The sequence below is a fragment of the Streptomyces sp. NPDC057616 genome (assembly GCF_042800575.1).
Lineage (GTDB): Bacteria > Actinomycetota > Actinomycetes > Streptomycetales > Streptomycetaceae > Streptomyces.
Genome location: NZ_JBHVGU010000002.1, coordinates 51,672 through 73,249, shown reverse-complemented (window position 1 = coordinate 73,249; position 21,578 = coordinate 51,672). Strand labels below are relative to the sequence as shown.

Genomic DNA, 21,578 nt, shown 5'->3' with positions numbered 1-21,578 from the left:
CTGCGAAGGGAATGACGTGACACGCAAGACGGTGCGTATCGCCATGAACGGCGTGACCGGGCGCATGGGCTACCGCCAGCACCTGGTCCGCTCCATCCTGGCCATCCGCGAACAGGGCGGCCTGGACCTCGGAGACGGCGAGGTGCTGTGGCCGGAACCGGTCCTCGTCGGCCGCCGCGAGCACGCGCTGCGCGCGCTCGCCGAGCGGCACGGCCTGGAGCACTTCTCGACGGACGTGGACGCCGTCCTCGCCGACCCGTCCGTGGACATCTACTTCGACGCCCAGGTCACCTCGGCCCGCGAGGAGGCCCTCACCAAGGCGATCGCCGCCGGGAAGCACATCTACACCGAGAAGCCCACCGCCACCAGCTTCGCGGGCGCCCTCGACCTCGCCCGGCTCGCGCACCAGAAGGGCGTCAAGCACGGCGTCGTCCAGGACAAGCTCTTCCTGCCGGGCCTGCTCAAGCTCAAGCGCCTCGTCGACGGCGGCTTCTTCGGCCGGATCCTGTCGGTCCGCGGCGAGTTCGGCTACTGGGTCTTCGAGGGCGACTGGCAGTCCTCCCAGCGCCCCTCCTGGAACTACCGCGCGGAGGACGGCGGCGGCATCGTCGTCGACATGTTCCCGCACTGGGAGTACGTCCTGCACGAGCTGTTCGGCCGGGTGAAGTCCGTCCACGCGATCGCCACCACCCACGTCCCGCAGCGCTGGGACGAGGACGGCAAGCCCTACGACGCCACCGCCGACGACGCGGCCTACGGCATCTTCGAGCTCGACGGCGGCGCCATCGCCCAGATCAACTCCTCCTGGGCCGTGCGCGTCAACCGCGACGAACTGGTCGAGTTCCAGGTCGACGGCACCGAGGGATCGGCCGTCGCGGGCCTGCGCAACTGCCGTGTCCAGCACCGCAGCATGACCCCGAAACCGGTGTGGAACCCGGACATCCCCGCCACCTACTCCTTCCGCGACCAGTGGCAGGAGATCCCGGACAACGAGGAGTTCGACAACGGCTTCAAGGCCCAGTGGGAGCTGTTCCTGCGGCACGTCTACGCCGACGCCCCCTACCGCTGGGACCTCCTCGCCGGCGCCCGCGGCGTCCAGCTCGCCGAACTGGGCCTGAGGTCCTCGTCCGAGGGCACCCGCCTCGACGTCCCGGAGATTCAGCTGTGACCCTCCGACTCCCCGACTTCCAGGGCGGGTTCAGGGCCTACGAACCCCGCACCGAGCCCCTGGTGGTGACCCCCGGGACCCCGTTCACCTCCCGTACGGTCTTCTCGGCGGCGCACGTCGTCGCCGATCCGTTCGCGGACGTGTCGCCCGGCGCGCCCGCCGCCGTCGACTGGGACGCCACCCTCGCCTTCCGCCGCCACCTGTGGTCCCACGGGCTCGGCGTCGCCGAGGCCATGGACACCGCCCAGCGCGGGATGGGCCTGGACTGGGCGGGCGCGGCCGAGCTGATCCGGCGCAGCGCCGCCGAGGCCCGGGCCGCCGGCGGGAAGATCGCCTGCGGCGTCGGCACCGACCAGATCACCGCCGGTTCGCTCGCCGAGGTCCGCGCGGCCTACGAGGAGCAGCTCGCCGTGGTGGAGGAGTGCGGCGCGCAGGCCATCCTGATGGCGTCCCGCGCACTGGCCGCCGCCGCGTCGGGCCCCGAGGACTACCTGGAGGTCTACGGCCATCTGCTGCGGCAGGCCGCCGAGCCGGTGATCCTGCACTGGCTCGGCCCGATGTTCGACCCGGCGCTGGAGGGCTACTGGGGCTCGTCCGACCTGGACGCGGCGACCGACGTCTTCCTGGACGTGATCGCCGCGCACCCGGACAAGGTGGAGGGCATCAAGGTCTCCCTGCTGGACGCCGGACGGGAGATCGCCATCCGCCGCCGGCTCCCGCAGGGCGTGCGCTGCTACACGGGCGACGACTTCCACTACCCCGAGCTGATCGCCGGCGACGAGCAGGGCTTCAGCCACGCCCTGCTCGGCATCTTCGACCCGCTGGGCCCGCTGGCGGCCGAGGCGGTGCGTGTCCTCGACACGGGGAACGTGGCCGGTTTCCGCGAGCTGCTCGACCCGACCGTCGAACTCTCCCGGCACCTGTTCCAGGCCCCGACCCGCTTCTACAAGACGGGCGTCGTGTTGTTGGCCTGGCTGGCCGGCCACCAGTCGCACTTCACCATGGTCGGCGGCCTCCAGTCGGCCCGCTCGCTGCCGCACTTCGTCCGCGCCTACGAACTCGCCGACGGGCTGGGCCTGTTCCCGGACCCGAAGCTGGCCGAGGAACGGATGAAGAACCTGCTGTCCCTGTACGGAGTGAACCAGTGAGCGCTGTCGGTGACCTGTCCCGCTTCTCCATCAACCAGATGACCGTGAAGCAGCTGTCGATGCCCGAACTCGTCGAGGCCTGCGTCGAGTTGGGCGTCCCGGGCGTAGGCCTGTGGCGCGAGCCGGTCCAGTCGTACGGCGTCGAGGCGACGGTGAAGCTGGTCCGCGACGCGGGCCTGGCCGTCACGACGCTGTGCCGCGGTGGCTTCTTCACGGCGATCGACCGGCAGGAGCGCACCCGCGCGCTGGACGACAACCGGCGGGCCGTCGACGAGGCCGCGGCGCTCGGCACCGACACCCTCGTCCTGGTCTCGGGCGGCCTCCCGGCCGGCTCCAAGGACCTGCACGGTGCGCGGGAGCGCATCGCCGACGCCCTGGCGGTGCTGGGCCCGTACGCGGAGGAGCACGGGGTGAGGCTGGCCATCGAGCCGCTCCACCCCATGTACGCCGCCGACCGCTGCGTGGTCTCGACGCTCGCCCAGGCCCTCGACCTGGCCGAACGCTTCCCCGCCCAGCAGGTCGGCGTCACCGTCGACACGTACCACATCTGGTGGGACGACAACGCCCCCGCGCAGATCGCCCGCGCGGGCGCCGGCGGCCGCATCCACACCTTCCAGCTCGCCGACTGGACGACCCCCCTGCCCGAGGGCGTCCTCAACGGCCGCGGCCAGATCGGCGACGGCGCGATCGACATGCGCGCATGGAAGGCCCACGTCGAGACCGCCGGCTACACCGGCCCCATCGAGGTCGAACTGTTCAACGACGCCCTGTGGTCCCGGGACGGCCGCGAGGTCCTGGAGGAGACGGCACGTCGGTTCGTGGAGCACACATGACCCCGCGGGTCCTATGAGTCGCCCGGCCCGCACCGGTGCACCGCCGGTGCGGGCTCCCTCGTGGCCTCACTCGCCTTCCGGATCGGTCATCGCGAGGGCCGCCAGATCCAGGAAGGCGCGGGCGGTACGGGGGCGGAGGTCGCGGAGGTCGACGGTCCTGTGGTCGGCGAGGGACGGGTCGTACGGGACGAGGACCAGATCGGCGTAGCGCTCGAGCCTGCTGAAGCGGACGGCCGCGGCCGGGGACTGGTTGCCGCCGAGGCTCGCCGCGACGACGGACCGGTCGGCCAGACGCCCCCAGCCCCTGCGGCGGAGGCCGTCGAGCACGGCCTCCACGGCTTCGCCCTCCTCGTGCCGGGCGGCACAGCAGACGATCAGCTGGTCCGTCTGTTCCAGTACCACGTCGGCCGCCTGGTCGAGACGGTGTGCGGCCCAGTCGGTCAGCACCACCGGGTAGTGGCGGGCAGTAAGCGCCACGACATGCCGGTACTCGTCGGCGTAGCCGGGACTCGGTGTGGCGAGCAGGGTGCGATGGGCGAGCACCTCCAGGCCCGAGGGAAGACGATGGGTGTAGCGGCCGATCTCCTCGTAGGAGGCGTCGGGCGGCAGCCGCGTGAGCATGCGCGGTGACGCTGAGACCTTCGGAGGCAGGTGGACGTGCAGATCGCCGGCGGCCGGAGCCCCGTCGAGAGCCAGTGCCGCCTCACCGCGCAGGGCGACGAAGAGCGCGCCGAGCGCGATGGTGGTGGTGACCCGGCCGGAGTTGGGCCGGGCGCCGACCACGGTGATGCGCCTGTTGTGCGTGAGCGGCCGCTGGACGGCGGCCATTTGAGGTCCGCGGGAACGGTTGCCGAAGAGGCCGAAGGACGGCCCTCGGGGCACCTCGGCCTCCACGCGAGTGCCGATCGGAGGTCTTCCGCCCACACGCACCTCGCGCGCGGGCGGAACCGGGCTCGGCGACAGCCGTGGTCTCTCGGCCGTCCCTCGCTCGGTGGCCGTCCCTTCCGCGTCGGTCTTCCGGGCGCCCTGCATCGCCTGCGCGATCGCCACGTACTGGCCCAGCTTGTCTGCCACTTCGCCGGCGACCGGGCGTGCCGCCGGGTCCGGGGCGAGGCACCTCAGCACGAGGTCCCGCAGCGGCTGCCAGGTGTCCCCCGACCACAGGTGCATGCCCTCCGGCAGCCCCGGAAGCGGTGCGCGCGGACGGCTGCTGACCAACCGCATGAGCTCGCCCAGTGCGCGGATGTTGTCCTCACGGGTCGGCGGGGCGCCCGTGCCGTGGAACTCGCCGTCGACGGAGCAGTCGGAGAGGCCGGTCAGCAGCACCGTTCGCTCCAGGACCACGACGGCGTCCGGCGACAGGTCGGCAGGGACGAGGCCGACCAGATGACAGATGCTCAGCGCGCTGGCCAGATGCCAGCCCAGCTGGAGGCTGCTGATCAGATCGAAGGCGCCGACCTGGTCGGGGCCGGTGTACGCCAGCAGGTCGCTCAGACGCGGCGGCTGGGCGTTCGAGCCGCCGGCCGACGGGAACAGCCGTACCGCGATCCACGGAGGGGTGTCGGTCAGGCCCGCGTCGAGGAGGGCCGGGGCGTAGCGGCCGCTCATGCGGCGCAACGCCTCGGCCTCGGTGGACAGCAACTGTGCGGTGGATGCCGGCAGTTCCGGGCGCACGGTGCGGACGGCCACCTCCTCGCCCTGTTCGTCCAGGCCGAGGTACACGACACTACGGGCGCCGGTGCGCCGGCCGCGCAGGGTGTAGGGGCCGAGTCGGGTGGGGTCCTGGGAGCCGAGCGGATTCCACACCGGGGGCCGTACGACGCGGCGTTGGGAGGGAGCCGAGGGAGCGGGGACGCTCACTCCGAACCGGGCCATCAGCCGCCGTTCCAGGGTGGTGAAGGACGGGAACGCGGCGGGCAGGGTGTCGGCGCCCTCGGGGTGGGCAAGCCACGCGGGGAAGTCTGGGGAGCGTCCCGCCAGTTGCTCCAGACGGCGGCCGATGCGGCGGCCGGTGCGCAGCAGTTCGCCACTGGGTACGGCGTCCAGGAGCGCGGTCTTGCACTCCTCGGTGAAGTCGAAGACCCGGTGCTTGGCGGGCAGCGGCCCCGGCACGGGAGCCGGGTAGGGGTGGACGAGGCCGCCGAGGAAGACCTCGGCCAGGTGCGTGGTCCTCGCCTCCCAAGGCACCGACGACTGCACCAGGCGCATCACCGGGACGGACACCGGTGCCACCGCGGCCAGGTGGGCGGCGAGGCGGTACGCCTCCGGAGAGGCCGCGTCCCTGAAGTGCTGCAGGCTGCCCGCTTCGCGGGGCGGGGCGACGGGCGCGTGCCGCCGGGGGCGGGCCAGCAGGGGCAGTTCGACGGTCGCGCCCGGCGAGGTCAGCAGCTCCGCCCAGGCGCGCAGCGAGGACGCGGTGGGGCGGAGGACCGGGACCGGTACGCCGGTGAACTCGGCCACGGCCCGGGGCAGTACGGGGTCGGTGATCTCCCACGACGTGTTGGCACCGCCCGGGCGGCGGGTGGTGGTCTGCCAGCGGTCGGCCTGGATCCCCGAACCGTCCCACAGCGCGGGCGGCAGGGTGTGCAGTACCGCGACAGGGCCGCTGGTCGCCCACTGGAGCAGGACGTCGTGCACGGCACCGGTGCGCCAGCCGGACCCCATGCCGTCGCTGACGACCAGGATCAGGGTCTGGCCGGAGGGGTCGAGCAACGTCGAGGGGGCCAGGACGGTGCTGTGCGGATCGAAGGGGTGGCCACGCAGCACCGGGGCGCCTGAGCCCCGGGTCTCGATGCCCCGAACCTGGATCGAGCGGAAGGCGCCGAGCCGGTTCAGGGCGGTCAGCAGTTCGTTGGTGAGCCGGTGCCACAGCAGCATGGACACGCCGTCGTCGACGACCACGACGAGGTTCAGCCAGCGCTCCCGGGTGGGGCGCATGACGACGTCGGGGAGCCGCGTCTCGGCCAGCTGGGCCGCCGTGGCCGCCTCGTCGAGTTCGCTCAACCGTGGGCTGGGCCGCTTGCGCTTCAGCGGCCGCAGAGACCGCCCGATCGCCAGCTCGTCGCGCAGTGCTTTCTCCTCCGGAACGAGCAGGGGGAGAGCCGATTTCCCGGGATCTGCGGGTGGCAGGTGTTGCGGCAGGTCGGGCAGGGGCGGCGGAAGCGCGGCGGCGTACAACTGGGGCGAGTGCGGGCCGGGCAGGTTGGCACCCGGGTGCGAGGGGTCCTGCTCGTCAGCCTCTGTCCCCTCGTCGTCAGCCGGCTGCCGTGGTTGGGTCTGCTGCGCTGCCGACTCCGCATGCCGTGAGGCGCGGCGCCGCAGCGGCAGGTCGTCGGCATCCTCCGGCAGCCGGCTCGCCAGCCACAGCACGTCCAGTACTTCGTGCGGATCGAGTTCGGGACCGTTCAGGGCGCCCTTGAGGATCTGCAGCACCGCACCGAGCCGGTCACCCGCGTGCGAACCGTCCCCGGTACCCACCCCTCACACCGTGCCCGTGAGCTGGTGCAGCACGGCGTCCAGCAAGCCGTCCGCGTCGAGGTCGACGCCCCCGGAGCGCAGGAAGACGGCGTTGAGGAGCTGATCGGTGGCCAGTTCCCCGGGAGCCCGCCGGCGCAGGAAAGCCTGCAGGAGGTCGTCGACCTCCTGCAGGATCTCCGGCCCGAGGTGGGCCGCGACGATGGCGCGCAGCCGCTCCTCGTCGGGCATGGGGAGGTCCAGGCGGATGCAGCGGCGCAGGAAGGCGGGTGGGAAGTCCCGTTCGCCGTTGCTGGTGATGACGACGACGGGGAACTCCGTGCACTGCACTTGACCCCGGTGCACGGTCACCGTGCCCCGGTGATCCGCGGTGAGTACCTCGACGTCCGCCATCTCCTCGGGCAGCCGGGCCAGTTCGGTGATCTCGAAGACCCCCTCCTCGAAGACCGTCAGCAGGTCGTTGGGCAGGTCGACGTCGCCCTTGTCCATCTCGTCGACGAGCAGAGCACGGGGGGTGTCCTGCGGTGCGAGGGCCGTGCCCAGCGGGCCGAGGCGGACGAACGTGCCGATGGAGGGATCGGCCTCGCCGCGGTCCCGGCTCAGCGTGGTCTCACGGAGCCGGCCGATGGCGTCGTAGCGGTAGAGCGCTTCCTGCACGCTGGAGCGGCTGTTGACAGGCCAGCGCAGCACCTCGCCGAGGCTGAGCTCGTGTGCGACGGCCCGCGCGAGCGACGACTTGCCGGTGCCCGCGGGGCCGGTCACGAGCAGGGGACGGCGCAGGTGCAGCGCGGCGTTGACGATGTCGGCATGCTCGGGCGCGATCAGATACGGCAACGCCGGGGGCGGCATGCCCGGTGCGCGGAAACGGCGCCAGGGCGGCGCCGCCGGCATGGACACCGAGCGCGGCACACCGTCCCCGCGGAATATGCGCCAGCCGTCGTTCGACGACGTGGTCATGTGCACCTCCCGTACGTACCCACGGCCCTGATCCGCATACCCCTCACGCCCTCTCCTGCGGTTCTGCCAGATGCAGCCTGGGAACGGCGCGGTCCGCGTCCGACCAGGCCACGACGGGATGCCCGGAGTACTCCCGGGGACGGCCCATGCTCTTGGCGCGATAGGCCCGTACACCCTCCGGCAGGTCGCGCACGGGCACGGCGGACATCCACTGCACGGCGGGGGAACGCTCCTGATGCGCCCGGTCCCAGACCACCACCGGCACCCCCATCATCAGACACGTCTGCACGATCACTTCACGCGAGCGCGGGGGTACGTCCACGGAGACCCGGACGGCGTCCTTGTCTCCGAGCAGGGCGCCGTAGACCTCGCTCCTGCCCTGGGCGGGGTGGTCGAACGTCAGGGACAGGTCCGTGTCGAGAAGTCTCCAGCGGTGGCGCCAGTCCGGATGAAAACGCTCGTGCCGGTGCAGGAGTTCCGGACTGGTCACGACCACCGGGTACTCGGCGCCCAGCACGCCCGGCAGGTCGTCAGGACCGGGTTGCTCGCCGGCGGCGGATCCGAGCCATTCGTCGACGGGCAGATTCAGCTCGCCCCTCTCGAGGTGCACCTCCAGCACCGGCCGCCCGCGGTCGGGGTCGGACAACTGCAGCGACTGGAGGATCCCGAGCAGTTCGCCCGCGGCCTGCTCGGCGGAGCGCACGGTCTCGCCGTCCACCGACGTCTGCCGCGGACCCGTGCCCTCGTCGCACCACATACGTAGCCGGTAGCGGTCCGCGCCCACCCGTTCCAACTGCGCCAGCACCCGGGCCGGAGCGGTCCGGTCGCGCCGCGCGCGGGCCCAGTCCTCCGCGTCCGTACGGCGCTCGGCGAGCGAGGTGGCGGGGATGCCCAGCCGGTCCACCACGCTGTTGGCCCACAGCCGTAGCTCGCCCTGTGGTCCGGGCGGAGACAGCGCGGCGAGGTACTCCACCACACGCAGCAGTCCCGGTACCCGCAGCCCGTCCGCGACGGTGCGGCTGTCGCCGGGCAGTCCCTCCAGATGGTCGAGGAGACCGGCCACGGTGTCGCCGCCCGGAAACGCCGCGGCCAGCGGCAGCGCGGCCCGCACCACCTCGGGCAACCGGGTCCGCACCGTTTCCGGCAGAGCGTCCAGAATCCGCGTCAGCCTGCGGTGTTCCCGCGGGGACAGCAGCTTGGGCACCCGGGACAGCCGACCGGCCGCGAGGAGGTCCGGCACGACGGCCGGGTCGTGTCGGCGCAGCACTCCGATCAGGGCGGGCAATGCCCGCGGTTCGGTCACCAGCAGGGCGGCGAACTCCTCCGGGGTGGGCGCGGTCGCGTCGCCCTGGTGTCCGTATCCGCACAGTTCGGCGACGGCACGTGCCTGGTCTGCCAGCAACGAGGGGGAGGGGAAGCCCCGCTCCAGCAGATCGACGATGAGGGGAAGTGCCGGGTCGTCCGGATCGGCCTGCGGCGTCTCGAACAGCTCGGCCGCGCCGACCGCGCGCAGCTCGGCCTCGATGCGCTGCCAGGGTATGCCCCAGCTGCGGCGTGCCACGTGCTGGGCATGGTGCGGCAGCGGGCGTCCGGTGACCGGGTCGGCGGGTGGCATGACGGCCGCGGCCACGATGCCCACCACCGCGTTGTCGTCGACCGACCACAGCGGACCGCCGCTGTAGGAAGGGCCGATGGCCATGCCGGTGGAGTCGCCGTCGACGTATCCGATCATCTCGTCACAGGTCTTCACCCGCACGTCGGCGAAGGAGCTGCTCAGGCCCGTGCTGTGCCAGGCGCGCAGGGTCTGGCCGGGCTCCATCGGCAGCCAGCGCGGGGGCGGGACGACCCGGCCGGGCATGATCTCCAGGCGCAGCACCGCCAGGTCACCCAGCCATTCGTGGTCCTCGCGGGCCTGTACGTCGGCCGTACCGTCACGGCGGCGGGGCGCCACCCAGTGCGCGACGCGGGTGTCGTACCGGGCGGTGGTGGCGGGGCCGTGCAGGGCGATGCGCACCGTGTGGTCGACCGGCGGCCGAGGATCGAACGGCGCTCTGCCCAGCGCGTCGTTGACCACATGGGCGCAGGTCAGCAGCTGGTCCGGGGCCAGCAGCACGCCTGCCCCCACACTCGTGCCGTCGGCGGTGTGGAGGACGGAGACCACGCAGTGCCGCGGGTCGGCCGCGGCGGACCGTCCGGCCTTCAGGAACCATCCCATGCATCAGTCCGCGGCGGGTGCGGGATGCCAGGTGGCCGACACCGTGAGATGCGCCTGGCCGTTGCCGCCGACGATGCCGAGTTTGAGATCGTGTCCCACCTGCACACCGAAAGTGATGCTCACCTGGTGCGGAGGCCGCTCGGAGGTCACCACCGAGTCGTGCACCTCCTGGAGGAAGGGCCCGAGCGGGCGCAGCGCGCTGCGCAGCGTGTCCACGGCGAACGAGGCCGCGGCCTGGCCGCCGCGGGACACCGGAACGGTGGGCCCCATGCCGTCCGGAAGGTCCGTGCCCGGCCCGGCCGGCGATGCTGTGGCACCTCCTGGATCGAGCTGGAAACGTATCAACGTCCCGTCCGTCAGCTGGAGTTCATTGAAGTCCGACACTCTTGCATTGTGCCGATCGGCGATCGGATCCATGCCCGGTTCGCCGAGATCGTCACGGGACGGGGAACCGTCGTGAAAAAAATCTGAAGAAGCCGTGCAACCCTTCCCCCACCTTGCGGGTCGTACTTGGCATCAGGACTTCTCGGAGGGGGATCTGGGGGGATCGCGGGGGGTTCTGATGTTGGAGGGGAAAAGCCGAGGGGGCCCGGTCGACGGATCGGGCCCCCTCGAATTTGCCCGGATGTGCCGGTGCGGCCTGCCCGGATCGGATCGGCTCCCCGGAATCAGAAGAAGACGCCGCAGCGCAGCAGCACGTTCGCGTACGGCCGGGCCTCGCCCGTGCGGACGATCAGGTGGGCGCCGGCCGACAGTTCCTTGAGCCGCTCGTGCGGTACCAGGTCGAGCTCCGGGAAGTGGTCGTCGAGCAGGGCCGCGGCCGGCGGGTTGGCGTCGTGCAGCTCCGTCGCCGCCGTGGCGCCCTCCACCACCAATTCGGCCAGCAGGCCGTCCAGGACCTCCGCGAAGGACGGCACCCCGGCGCGGAAGGCCAGGTCGACCACGCGCGGGCCCTTCGGTATCGGCATGCCCGCGTCGCACACCAGGACGCCGTCGCCGTGGCCCAGCTCGGCCAGCGCGCCGGCGAGATGACGGTTCAGGATTCCCGCCCTCTTCACAGCGCGTCGACCTCCTCGGCCGTCGGGAACGACACCTGCGCGCCCTCCTTGGTGACGGCGGCCGCGCCCACCCGGGCCGCATAGGCCGCGGCCTCGGCGAGGGACGCGCCCGCTCCGAGCCGGTACGCCAGCGCCGCCGTGAAAGCGTCGCCCGCACCGGTCGTGTCCACCGCGTCGACCTTCACCGAGGGCACCCGCGCGACACCGTCCGCGGAGGCCACCAGCGCGCCCTCCGCGCCCAGGGTGACCACGACCGAGCGCGGGCCCTTGGCCAGCAGCAGCCGGGCCCAGTCCTCCGGGCGGTCCGACACGCACGCCTCGCCCAGGACCACCTTCGCCTCGTGCTCGTTGACGATCAGCGGGTCGCAGGCCGCCAGCACCTCCGGCGGCAGGGGCTGCGGCGGGGACGGGTTGAGGACGAAGCGGCTGCCGGGCGAGAGGGCGCGGACCACCTCCACGACGGTCTCCAGCGGGATCTCCAGCTGCGCCGAGACCACGTGCGAGGCCTGGAAGAGGCACGCGGCGGCCCGGACGTCCGCCGGTGTGAGCCTGCCGTTGGCGCCCGGCGACACCACGATGCTGTTGTCGCCCGACGGGTCGACGGTGATCAGCGCGACGCCCGTCGGCGCCCCGCCCACCAGCACGCCCACCGTGTCGACGCCGGCCTCGCGCTGCGAGTCGAGCAGCAGCCTGCCGTACGCGTCGTCGCCGACCCGGGCCAGCAGGCCCGTACGGGCGCCGAGCCGGGCGGCAGCGACCGCCTGGTTCGCACCCTTGCCGCCCGGGTGGACGGCCAGGTCGGAGCCGAGCACGGTCTCACCGGCGCCCGGCCGGCGCTCGACTCCGATCACCAGGTCGGCGTTGGCCGACCCCACGACCAGCAGGTCGTAGTCGTACATCAGAAGGACTCCCCGTACATCAACAAGACTCCCTGAGAGATCACCTGGGGCGGGCGGTCCCCCTGACCGCCCGCCCGTCCGCCGTCGTCAGCCGCTGAAGCCGGCCACGTTGGCCTCCGTGACCACCTTCACCGGCACCTTCACCGTCTCCTCGACCTTCTTGCCCTGCAGGGCCCTGAGCGCGTTGTCCACGGCGATCCTGCCCAGCTGCGAGGGCTGTTGTGCCACAGATGCGTACAGAGTGCCCCCTTCGACCGCCTTGAGCCCGTCCGGGGTGCCGTCGAACCCGACGACCTGGACCGACTTGCCGGCCTTGGAGCCGAGCGCCTTGATGGCGCCGAGGGCCATCTCGTCGTTGGCGGCGATGACGCCCTGGACGTCCGGGTGCGCCTGCAGCAGGTTCGACATCACGTCGAGGCCCTTGGTGCGGTCGAAGTCGGCCGGCTGCTGGGCGACGACCTTCAGGCCCGGGAAGGCCTTGAGGCCGGCCGCGAAGCCCGCCGCGCGTTCGCGGGCCGCGGACGTGCCCGCCTGGCCCTGCAGGATCACGATCTTGCCCTTGCCGCCCAGCTTGTCGCCGATCGTCTTGGCCGCGAGCTCGCCGCCCTTGACGTTGTCGGAGGCCACGAGGGCGTCCACGGCCGCCTTGTTGACGCCGCGGTCGACCGCGATGACCGGGATCTTCGCCTTGTCGGCGGCCTTCACGGAGTTGCTCGCCGCGTCCGAGTCCACCGGGTTGACGATGATCGCGCCGAGGTCCGAACTGGTGAAATTCTGCAGCTGGTTGGCCTGCTGCGAGGCGTCGTTCTGGGCATCGGTGACGGTCAGGTCCACGCCCAGCTTCTTCGCCTCGGCCTGCGCGCCCGAGCGGATCTGCACGAAGAAGGGGTTGTTGAGGGTGGACAGCGACAGGCCCATCTTCGGGTTGGTGGAGCTCGAGCCGTTGTGCAGGAAGGACGTGGCGCCCACCAGCGCCACGGTGACGACGGCCGCGAGTGCGTACGTCCCCGCCTGCTTGCCCTTGTTGCTGCCCGCGCCCGCGGCGACCGGGGTCGCCCCGGCCTTGCGCCGCAGCGTGTCCAGGAGCACCGCCAGCGCGATGACGACACCGATGACGACCTGCTGCCAGAACGCGGAGACGTTCAGCAGGTTGAGGCCGTTGCGCAGCACCGCCAGGATCAGCGCGCCGATCAGGGTGCCGGACGCCTTGCCGGTGCCGCCCGCGAGGGAGGCGCCGCCGATGACGACCGCGGCGATCGCGTCCAGCTCGTAGCCGTCGGCGGCCTGCGGCTGCGCCGAGGACAGACGGGAGGCGAGCACGATGCCCGCGACCGCGGCGAACAGGCCGGAGAGGGCGTAGATGGCGAGCTTCTGCTTCTTCACCCGCAGACCGGAGAGGCGCGCGGCCTCCTCGTTGCCGCCGATCGCGTACATGGAACGGCCGATGTACGTCCGTCCGAGCACGAAGGCCGCGATCAGCCCCATCACGATCATGACCAGCACCGGCACGGGCAGCCAGCCGCCCAGGGTGTCGCCGAGGTGCGAGACCGAGTCCGGGAAGGGGATCGGGGAGCCTTCGGAGATCACCAGCGACAGACCGCGGGCCACCGACAGCATGGCGAGCGTCGCGATGAACGGCGGCAGCTTCCCGTACGCGATCAGGAAGCCGTTGACGAGACCGGCCGCGATGCCGGTGAGGACGGACAGTACGACGGCCAGGACCACCGGTACGCCGTGCGACGTGGCGCTCCAGGCGAGGACGGTGGCCGACAGGGCCGCCACCGAGCCGACCGACAGGTCGATGCCCGCCGAGACGATCACGAAGGTGACGCCGAAGGCGAGGACGGCGGTCACGGCCGCCTGCACGCCCACGTTGAGCAGGTTGTCCGTCGTCAGGAAGTCCCCGGACAGCGCCGACAGGGCGATGAGCAGGACGATCAGCGCGGTCAGCGCGCCGTTGTCGAGCAGCAGGCGGCGCAGGCCGCCGGTGGCGCCACCGGCGCCCGTTGTCCTCTTGAGCGTGTCAGTGGCCACGGCTGGCCTCCGTTCCGGTCTGGGGGTTGCTTACGGCGAGGGCCATCACGGCGTCCTGCGTGGCCTCGTCGGCCGCGAGTTCGCCGGCGATCCGGCCCTGCGCCATCACCAGCACCCGGTCGCTCATGCCGAGCACCTCGGGCAGATCGCTGGAGATCATGAGGACGGCGGCGCCGGCCGCGGTGAGTTCGTTGACGAGCTGGTAGATCTCGACCTTGGCCCCGACGTCGATGCCGCGCGTCGGCTCGTCGAGGATCAGCACCTTGGTGTCGGCGAGCAGCCACTTGCCGATGACGACCTTCTGCTGGTTGCCGCCGGACAACGTCCGTACGTGCTGGCCGAGTCCGGCCATCCGCACACCCAGCTGCTTCGCGATCCGTTCGGCCGCCCCGTGCTGGGCCCTGCGGTCGACGAGCCCCGCGTGCGTGGCGGCCCGCATGGTCACCAGGTCGAGGTTCTCCTCCACGGAGGCGTCCAGCACCAGGCCCTGGCCCTTGCGGTCCTCGGGCACGAGCCCGATGCCGGCGGCCATCGCGGCGTTGACGTCCCCGCGCCGCACCGCGGACCCGGAGACCTTCACGGCCCCCTTGTCGTAGGGGTCCGCGCCGAACACGGCCCGGACGACCTCGGTACGGCCCGCGCCGACCAGCCCCGCGATGCCGACGACCTCGCCGGCGTGCACCTCGAAGCTGACGTCGTGGAAGACGCCGTCACGGGTCAGGCCCTCGACGGTGAGCAACGCGGCGCCCTTCTCGGGCTTTTCGCGCGGATACTGCTGCTCGATCGAGCGGCCCACCATGAGGCGTACGAGCTCGTCCTCGGAGGTGGCGGCGGGCACCTGGCCGACGGACTTGCCGTCCCGGATGACCGTGACCCGGTCGCCGAGCAGGGCGATCTCGTCCAGGTGGTGGGTGATGAAGACGACGCCGACGCCGTCCTCGCGCAGCGTGCGCACGATCGCGAAGAGCTTCTCGACCTCCTCGGAGGTGAGGACGGCGGTCGGCTCGTCCATGATGAGCACGCGCGCGTCCAGGCTGAGCGCCTTCGCGATCTCGACCATCTGCAGGCGCGCGATGCCGAGTTCGCGCACCCGCGCGCGGGGCGAGACGTTGACGCCGACCCGCTTCAGCAGGACCTCGGCGTCCGCCTCCATCGTCCTGCGGTCGATCATCCCGAAGCGGCGCGGCTGGCGCCCGAGGAAGATGTTCTCGGCGACCGTGAGATCCGGTACGAGGTTGAACTCCTGGTAGATGGTGGCGATCCCGAGGCGCTCGGAGTCCTGCGCACCGTGGATGCGCACCTCCTCGCCGCCGACGAGGATCCGCCCGGCGTCGGGTGTGTACGCACCCGAGAGCATCTTGATGAGCGTGCTCTTTCCGGCGCCGTTCTCGCCGAGGAGCACATGCACCTCGCCCCGGCGCAGGTCGAAGTCGACGCCGTCGAGCGCGACCACTCCGGGGAAGCTCTTCCGTATGCCCTCGATGCGCAGCAACTCGTCCGCGTTGCTCACGACTGGCTCCTGTTCCTTGCGGGGTTCTCGGCTCGGTCCTCGCCGCAGGAGCGGCGTACGACGAGACGGGCGGGGAGGGTGACGGACTGCGGGGTCCGTCCCTCGATGCGGTCGACCAGCGCCTGTACGGCGGCCCGGCCCAGTTCGCCCGTGGGCTGGGCGACCGCGGTGATCGGCGGATCGGTGTGCACGAACCAGCGGATGTCGTCGAAGGCGGCCAGCGCCATGTCGTCCGGCACCCGCAGCCCGCGCGCGCGGATCGCGTCCAGCGCGCCGAGCGCCATCAGGTTGTCGGCGGCGAAGACGACTTCGGGCGGCTCGGGCAGGTCGAGGAAGCCCTCGGTGACCCGCCGCCCGCTCTCGGCCTGGAAGTCGCCCTGCCCGATGTAGGCGTCGGGCAGTTCGAGGCCGTACGCGCCGAGCGCCTCGCGGAAGGCGTCCACCCGCTCCCGGCCGGTCGTGGTGGCGGCCGGGCCCGCGATGATCGCGAGCCGCCGGTGCCCGAGCCCGTGCAGATGCGCGACGAGGTCCCGTACGGCGGCCCGTCCGTCGGAGCGCACCACCGGCACGTCGACACCCGGGATCCACCGGTCGACGAAGACCATCGGCGTACCCGCGCGCGCGGCGTCCAGCATCAGCGGCGATCCGCCGTCGGTGGGGGAGACGAGCAGGCCGTCTATACGGCGGTCCAGCAGGTTCCGTACGTGGTGGTCCTGCAGGTCGGGGCGCTCGTCGGCGTTGCCGATGATGACGCTGTAGCCGAGTGCGCGGGCCTCCTCCTCGACGGAGCGGGCCAGCTCGGTGAAGTAGGGGTTCAGCACGTCGCTGATGACCAGGCCCAGGGTGTGGGTCTGGTCCGTGCGCAGCGAACGGGCGACGGCGTTCGGGCGGTAGCCCAGCGCCTCGACGGCGGCCAGCACGCGCGTGCGTGCGTCGGCGCTGACGGACGGGTGGTCGTTCAGGACACGCGAGACCGTCGCGACGGAGACACCCGCCGCGGCGGCGACGTCCTTGATGCTCGCCATCGCCGTTCCACCTCCTCGTGGAATCGATTACATCGACTGCGTAACGGCGATTGGAATCGATTACATTCCCGAGAATCAAGACCCCGGCCGCGCCTGAGACCCGATCGTGATGAAGGGGGTGGGAAGGCGGGGTGGGGTGGAGGGGGAGGCCTGGGGCCGTTCGGGGCATCCGGGGTGTCTGGAGTGTCCGGGCTGTCCGGAGGCCGGGTGGCCGGGGTGCGACGCGGTGGTCGGGGGCGGGGCGCGGTGGTCGGGCGGACGCTGATGGTCGGGCGTCCGGGGCGTCCGGGGTGGCCGGAGCGGTCGGGGCGGGTCGCGGTGGTCGAGAGGCGAGTCGCGGTGGGCGGGATCTCAGGTGTCGGTGATCGGGTACATGTCGGCGTACGGGTCCGGCTCACCGGTCAGGGGATCGAGGCCGGCCACGAGCCGGCGGCGCTGCTCGCGCCAGCTCACGAAGGTGCCCGGGCTGCCCCACAGCGACGCGTCGCTCAGCGGGCACTCGTCGAACTCCGCCCGCATCATGCGGCCGAGGAACTCCACCATTCCGCACTCGAAGACCGCCCAGTGGTGCGGGTTCGCGGGACCACCGCCGTGCCGGCGCCAGACCACGACCGGCCACGCGTCCGGGTCCGGGTCGGTCGTGAGCCACCCCATCTCGTTGGCGTTGCACCCGGTGCCCCAGGGCAGGACGTCCCGCGCGTCCGCGGTGACCCCCGGCACGCCACCGCCCTCCTCCCACAGCGCGCGGAAGCCCGGCGCGTAGGCCCCGATGTGGCAGCTCTGCAGGTCGCGGACGTCGACGGACAGCGGCGGAAGGACGATCAGGTCGTCGATGTCGCCCACGCCGTACGTGTCCAGCAGCGAGACGTAGTCGCTCGGCAGCCTCGTCCCCAACGCGGCCTCCGCCGCAGCCCAGTCGACGCGCTCCTCGCCCCGGTGCGTGTCGGGAACGATCCGCAGCAACGCCTCCACGCCGGGATGAACGGTCATGACGCAGGCCCCCCTTGAGTACGGTGGCCGCCCACGCTAGCGGGCGGGTCGGACAGTCAGGTTCGCCCTGTCAGTCCCGCCCGGTACCGTCGGATCATGGCTCAACAGGCGGGGAATCCCACGGGCGAACGGCGGCTCGCCGTGCTCGAAGGAGTGCTGGAGCGCATCACCTACGCCAACGAGGAGAACGGCTACACGGTCGCCCGCGTCGACACCGGCCGCGGCGCCGGAGACCTCCTCACGGTCGTCGGCGCACTGCTCGGCGCGCAGGTCGGCGAGTCCCTGCGGATGGAAGGCCGCTGGGGCTCCCACCCGCAGTACGGCAAGCAGTTCACCGTCGAGAACTACACGACACTGCTCCCGGCCACCGTCCAGGGCATCCGCCGCTATCTCGGCTCCGGCCTGGTCAAGGGCATCGGCCCGGTCTTCGCCGACCGCATCACCCAGCACTTCGGCCTGGACACCCTGCAGATCATCGAGGAGGAGCCCAAGCGCCTGATCGAGGTGCCCGGGCTCGGCCCCAAGCGCACCAAGAAGATCGCCGACGCCTGGGAGGAGCAGAAGGCGATCAAGGAGGTCATGCTCTTCCTGCAGACCGTCGAGGTGTCCACCTCCATCGCCGTGCGCATCTACAAGAAGTACGGCGACGCCTCGATCTCCGTGGTGAAGAACCAGCCCTACCGCCTCGCGGCCGACGTCTGGGGCATCGGCTTCCTGACCGCGGACAAGATCGCCCAGTCCGTCGGCATCCCGCACGACAGCCCGGAGCGCGTGAAGGCTGGCCTGCAGTACGCCCTGTCGCAGGCCACCGACCAGGGCAACTGCTACCTCCCCGAGGAGCAGTTGATCGCCGACGCGGTGAAGCTGCTCCAGGTCGACACCGGCCTGGTCATCGAGTGCCTCGCCGAGCTCGCCCGGGAACCGGAGGAGGGCGAGGACCCGGGAGTGGTGCGGGAGAAGGTGCCGGGCCCGGACGGCGGCGACCCGGTGACGGCGGTCTACCTCGTGCCCTTCCACCGCGCCGAACTCTCCCTCTCCGCCCAGCTGTTGCGCCTCCTGCGCGCGGACGAGGACCGGATGCCCGGCTTCCATGACGTGGCCTGGGACAAGGCGCTGGGCTGGCTGAAGGAGCGCACGGGCGCGGACCTCGCCCCGGAGCAGGAGGCCGCCGTCAAGCTCGCGCTGACCAAGAAGGTCGCCGTGCTGACCGGCGGCCCCGGCTGCGGCAAGTCCTTCACCGTCCGCTCGGTGGTGGAGCTGGCCCGCGCCAAGAAGGCGAGGGTCGTCCTCGCGGCCCCCACCGGCCGCGCCGCCAAGCGCCTGTCCGAGCTCACCGGCGCCGAGGCCTCCACCGTCCACCGCCTGCTGGAGCTCAAGCCCGGCGGCGACGCGGCCTACGACAGGGACCGCCCGCTCCAGGCCGACCTGGTGGTCGTCGACGAGGCCTCCATGCTGGACCTGCTGCTGGCGAACAAGCTGGTCAAGGCGGTCCCACCGGGCGCCCACCTGCTCTTCGTCGGGGACGTCGACCAGCTGCCCAGCGTGGGCGCCGGCGAGGTCCTGCGCGACCTGCTCGCCGACGGCGGGCCGATCCCCGCCGTGCGCCTCACGCGCGTGTTCCGCCAGGCCCAGCAGTCCGGCGTGGTGACGAACGCGCACCGGATCAACTCCGGCCACCACCCGGTCACCGACGGCATGAAGGACTTCTTCCTCTTCGTCGAGGACGACACCGAGGAGGCCGGGCGGCTCACCGTGGACGTGGCCGCCCGCCGCATCCCGGCGCGGTTCGGCCTCGACCCGCGCCGGGACGTCCAGGTGCTGGCGCCCATGCACCGGGGCCCCGCCGGCGCCGGCACCCTCAACGGCCTGCTCCAGCAGGCGATCACCCCGGGCCGGCCCGACCTTCCGGAGAAGCGGTTCGGCGGCCGGGTCTTCCGCGTCGGCGACAAGGTCACCCAGATTCGCAACAATTACGAGAAGGGCAAGAACGGTGTCTTCAACGGCACCGTCGGCGTTGTCACTTCGCTCGATCCGGTCGACCAGCGCCTGACGGTGCTGACCGACGAGGACGAGGAGGTTCCGTACGAATTCGACGAACTGGACGAACTGGCCCACGCCTACGCGGTGACCATTCACCGCTCGCAGGGGAGTGAATATCCGGCGGTGGTGATCCCGGTCACCACGGGCGCCTGGATGATGCTTCAGCGCAACCTGCTCTACACGGCGGTCACGCGGGCCAAGAAGCTGGTCGTCCTCGTCGGTTCACGCAAGGCGATCGGTCAGGCGGTGCGTACGGTGTCCGCGGGACGGCGCTGTACGGCGCTCGACTTCCGGCTTTCTCCCCGACCCCTGTGAGGGCGCTTGCGGCCTCGGTGACGCCTCCGCGAGGCAGGCATCACAAAAAATGATCGATCAAATGAGTCGCGAAGGTCACAGAGCACTTCCGGATGGGGAAACAAGGGGGCAGGATGTGCAAGTTGGCGGCACTCAGTGCCGCCGATAGGCCCGATGGTCGACCCCGAGTGCACTCTCCTGAGCCAATTGGGGGATGGTAGAGACAGTCAGGGCAACCTCGAAGATGAGGCACTACGTCGGTGAGGGAAGACGTGAGCGACAACTCTGTAGTACTGCGGTACGGCGACGGCGAGTACACCTACCCGGTGATCGACAGCACCGTCGGCGACATGGGCTTCGACATCGGGAAGCTCCGCGCCCAGACCGGTCTGGTGACGCTGGACAGCGGTTACGGCAACACCGCTGCCTATAAATCCGCGATCACCTACCTCGACGGCGAGGCGGGCATTCTCCGGTACCGCGGCTACCCGATCGAGCAGCTGGCGGAGCGCTCCACCTTCCTGGAGGTCGCCTACCTGCTGATCAACGGTGAGCTTCCGACCGTGGACGAGCTCACCTCGTTCCAGAACGAGATCACGCAGCACACCCTGCTGCACGAGGACGTCAAGAACTTCTACAAGGGCTTCCCGCGCGACGCCCACCCGATGGCCATGCTGTCCTCGGTGGTCTCGGCGCTGTCCACGTTCTACCAGGACAGCCACAACCCCTTCGACGAGCGGCAGCGCAACCTCTCCACGATCCGCCTGCTCGCCAAGCTCCCGACGATCGCGGCGTACGCCTACAAGAAGTCGATCGGCCACCCGTTCGTCTACCCGCGCAACGACCTCGGCTACGTCGAGAACTTCCTGCGCATGACCTTCTCGGTCCCGGCCCAGGAGTACGACCTGGACCCGGTCGTGGTCTCCGCCCTCGACAAGCTGCTCATCCTGCACGCCGACCACGAGCAGAACTGCTCGACGTCGACGGTGCGCCTGGTGGGCTCGTCGCAGGCCAACATGTTCGCCTCGATCTCCGCCGGCATCAACGCCCTGTGGGGCCCGCTGCACGGCGGCGCCAACCAGTCCGTGCTGGAGATGCTCGAGGGCATCCAGAACAGCGGCGGCGACGTCGACTCCTTCATCCGCAAGGTGAAGAACAAGGAGGACGGCGTCCGGCTGATGGGCTTCGGCCACCGGGTCTACAAGAACTTCGACCCGCGCGCGAAGATCATCAAGGCGGCGGCGCACGACGTCCTGTCCGCGCTCGGCAAGTCCGACGAGCTGCTGGACATCGCGCTGAAGCTGGAGGAGCACGCGCTCTCCGACGACTACTTCGTCTCGCGCAGCCTCTACCCGAACGTCGACTTCTACACCGGCCTGATCTACCGCGCCATGGGCTTCCCGACCGAGATGTTCACGGTCCTGTTCGCCCTCGGCCGGCTGCCCGGCTGGATCGCCCAGTGGCACGAGATGATCAAGGAGCCGGGCTCCCGTATCGGCCGCCCGCGCCAGATCTACACCGGCGTCGTCGAGCGCGACTTCGTCCCGGTCGAGGAGCGCTGACACCCACCGTCGTGGGGCGCCGGTCCGCCGGTGCCCCGTCGCCGCCGGGGTGATCCCTCCGTAGTGCCGCCCGGTGGCGGCGAACAGGCAAAACAGAAGGCGCCCTGGCGCCGGTCCCCCCACGGGCCGACGTCCAGGGCGCCTTCCCATGTCCCGGTGCGGATTCCCCCCACGGGATCCGGCCGGGCGTCTGAGAGCACAGCGCCTGAATCGCTGTTCGTGCGGTCTGCCGGGACAACGCACGCTCGGGAGGGCCGCTCAAAGCTCCCCGGTGTACGTGCCCCGGCAACGCACCTCTGAGGAAGTCCCCCAAGACATCCCCAGATGCCAGGAAACGCCCCCCAAGACGCTGCCTGACATCGTCAACTTAG

General features: G+C 71.3%; 15 protein-coding genes. 5 read left to right on the top strand and 10 right to left on the bottom strand.

The features are described from left to right. Window positions 1-16: 16 nt before the first annotated feature. The 3 genes from ACFU97_RS02140 to ACFU97_RS02130 are packed head-to-tail and all read left to right on the top strand — an operon-like array spanning window position 17 to window position 3,149. Entirely contained in the window at window positions 17-1,168 is a 1,152-nt protein-coding gene (locus ACFU97_RS02140; protein WP_384249653.1) for a Gfo/Idh/MocA family protein, read from the top strand. Next, a complete protein-coding gene (locus ACFU97_RS02135) occupies window positions 1,165-2,316 on the top strand; it encodes a dihydrodipicolinate synthase family protein (protein ID WP_384249650.1) in 1,152 nt (383 codons plus the stop codon). Before ACFU97_RS02140 ends, ACFU97_RS02135 begins: the two co-directional genes overlap by 4 nt. Before the next feature lie 38 nt (window positions 2,317-2,354). Then, a complete protein-coding gene (locus tag ACFU97_RS02130) occupies window positions 2,355-3,149 on the top strand; it encodes a sugar phosphate isomerase/epimerase family protein (RefSeq protein ID WP_384250289.1) in 795 nt (264 codons plus the stop codon). A gap of 66 nt (window positions 3,150-3,215) precedes the next feature. Here the strand turns inward: ACFU97_RS02130 and ACFU97_RS02125 are convergent, their stop codons facing one another. The 10 genes from ACFU97_RS02125 to ACFU97_RS02080 all read right to left on the bottom strand — a co-directional run bounded on the left by ACFU97_RS02125 (window position 3,216) and on the right by ACFU97_RS02080 (window position 17,311). Then, window positions 3,216-6,626, bottom strand: coding sequence for an SAV_2336 N-terminal domain-related protein (locus ACFU97_RS02125; protein WP_384249648.1), 3,411 nt, complete (start codon window positions 6,624-6,626; stop codon window positions 3,216-3,218). Window positions 6,627-6,629: 3 nt separating this feature from the next. Beyond that, complete coding sequence (locus ACFU97_RS02120; RefSeq protein ID WP_384249645.1) at window positions 6,630-7,580, bottom strand: AAA family ATPase; 951 nt, start codon at window positions 7,578-7,580, stop codon at window positions 6,630-6,632. Window positions 7,581-7,623: 43 nt separating this feature from the next. Then, window positions 7,624-9,795: a trypsin-like peptidase domain-containing protein gene (locus ACFU97_RS02115; protein ID WP_384249643.1), complete on the bottom strand. Its 2,172-nt coding sequence runs from the start codon at window positions 9,793-9,795 to the stop codon at window positions 7,624-7,626. Window positions 9,796-9,798: 3 nt separating this feature from the next. Then, window positions 9,799-10,179: a CU044_2847 family protein gene (locus ACFU97_RS02110; protein ID WP_384249640.1), complete on the bottom strand. Its 381-nt coding sequence runs from the start codon at window positions 10,177-10,179 to the stop codon at window positions 9,799-9,801. 284 nt (window positions 10,180-10,463) lie between these two features. Then, window positions 10,464-10,853 (bottom strand): D-ribose pyranase, encoded by a 390-nt coding sequence (rbsD, locus tag ACFU97_RS02105; RefSeq protein ID WP_384249638.1) that lies wholly within the window; start codon window positions 10,851-10,853, stop codon window positions 10,464-10,466. Beyond that, complete coding sequence (locus ACFU97_RS02100; protein WP_384249636.1) at window positions 10,850-11,752, bottom strand: ribokinase; 903 nt, start codon at window positions 11,750-11,752, stop codon at window positions 10,850-10,852. The genes rbsD and ACFU97_RS02100 overlap by 4 nt, the downstream gene beginning before the upstream one ends. An 87-nt stretch (window positions 11,753-11,839) precedes the next feature. Then, window positions 11,840-13,786, bottom strand: a complete 1,947-nt coding sequence (locus ACFU97_RS02095) for a substrate-binding domain-containing protein (protein WP_384249634.1) — start codon at window positions 13,784-13,786, stop codon at window positions 11,840-11,842. Then, a complete protein-coding gene (locus ACFU97_RS02090; protein ID WP_384249632.1) occupies window positions 13,776-15,296 on the bottom strand; it encodes a sugar ABC transporter ATP-binding protein in 1,521 nt (506 codons plus the stop codon). The genes ACFU97_RS02095 and ACFU97_RS02090 overlap by 11 nt, the downstream gene beginning before the upstream one ends. Then, the gene (locus ACFU97_RS02085; protein ID WP_384249630.1) at window positions 15,293-16,321 is read right to left on the bottom strand and encodes a LacI family DNA-binding transcriptional regulator; all 1,029 of its coding nucleotides are present in this window, start codon (window positions 16,319-16,321) and stop codon (window positions 15,293-15,295) included. Before ACFU97_RS02085 ends, ACFU97_RS02090 begins: the two co-directional genes overlap by 4 nt. A 351-nt stretch (window positions 16,322-16,672) precedes the next feature. Continuing rightward, window positions 16,673-17,311, bottom strand: a complete 639-nt coding sequence (locus ACFU97_RS02080; protein ID WP_384249627.1) for a hypothetical protein — start codon at window positions 17,309-17,311, stop codon at window positions 16,673-16,675. Window positions 17,312-17,407: 96 nt separating this feature from the next. Between ACFU97_RS02080 and ACFU97_RS02075 the strand changes: the two genes are divergently transcribed. Further along, window positions 17,408-19,666: an ATP-dependent RecD-like DNA helicase gene (locus ACFU97_RS02075; protein WP_384249625.1), complete on the top strand. Its 2,259-nt coding sequence runs from the start codon at window positions 17,408-17,410 to the stop codon at window positions 19,664-19,666. Window positions 19,667-19,917: 251 nt separating this feature from the next. Continuing rightward, window positions 19,918-21,207 carry a citrate synthase gene (locus ACFU97_RS02070; RefSeq protein ID WP_384249622.1) on the top strand — a complete coding sequence of 430 codons (1,290 nt, stop codon included), beginning with the start codon at window positions 19,918-19,920 and terminating at the stop codon, window positions 21,205-21,207. Window positions 21,208-21,578: the final 371 nt, after the last annotated feature.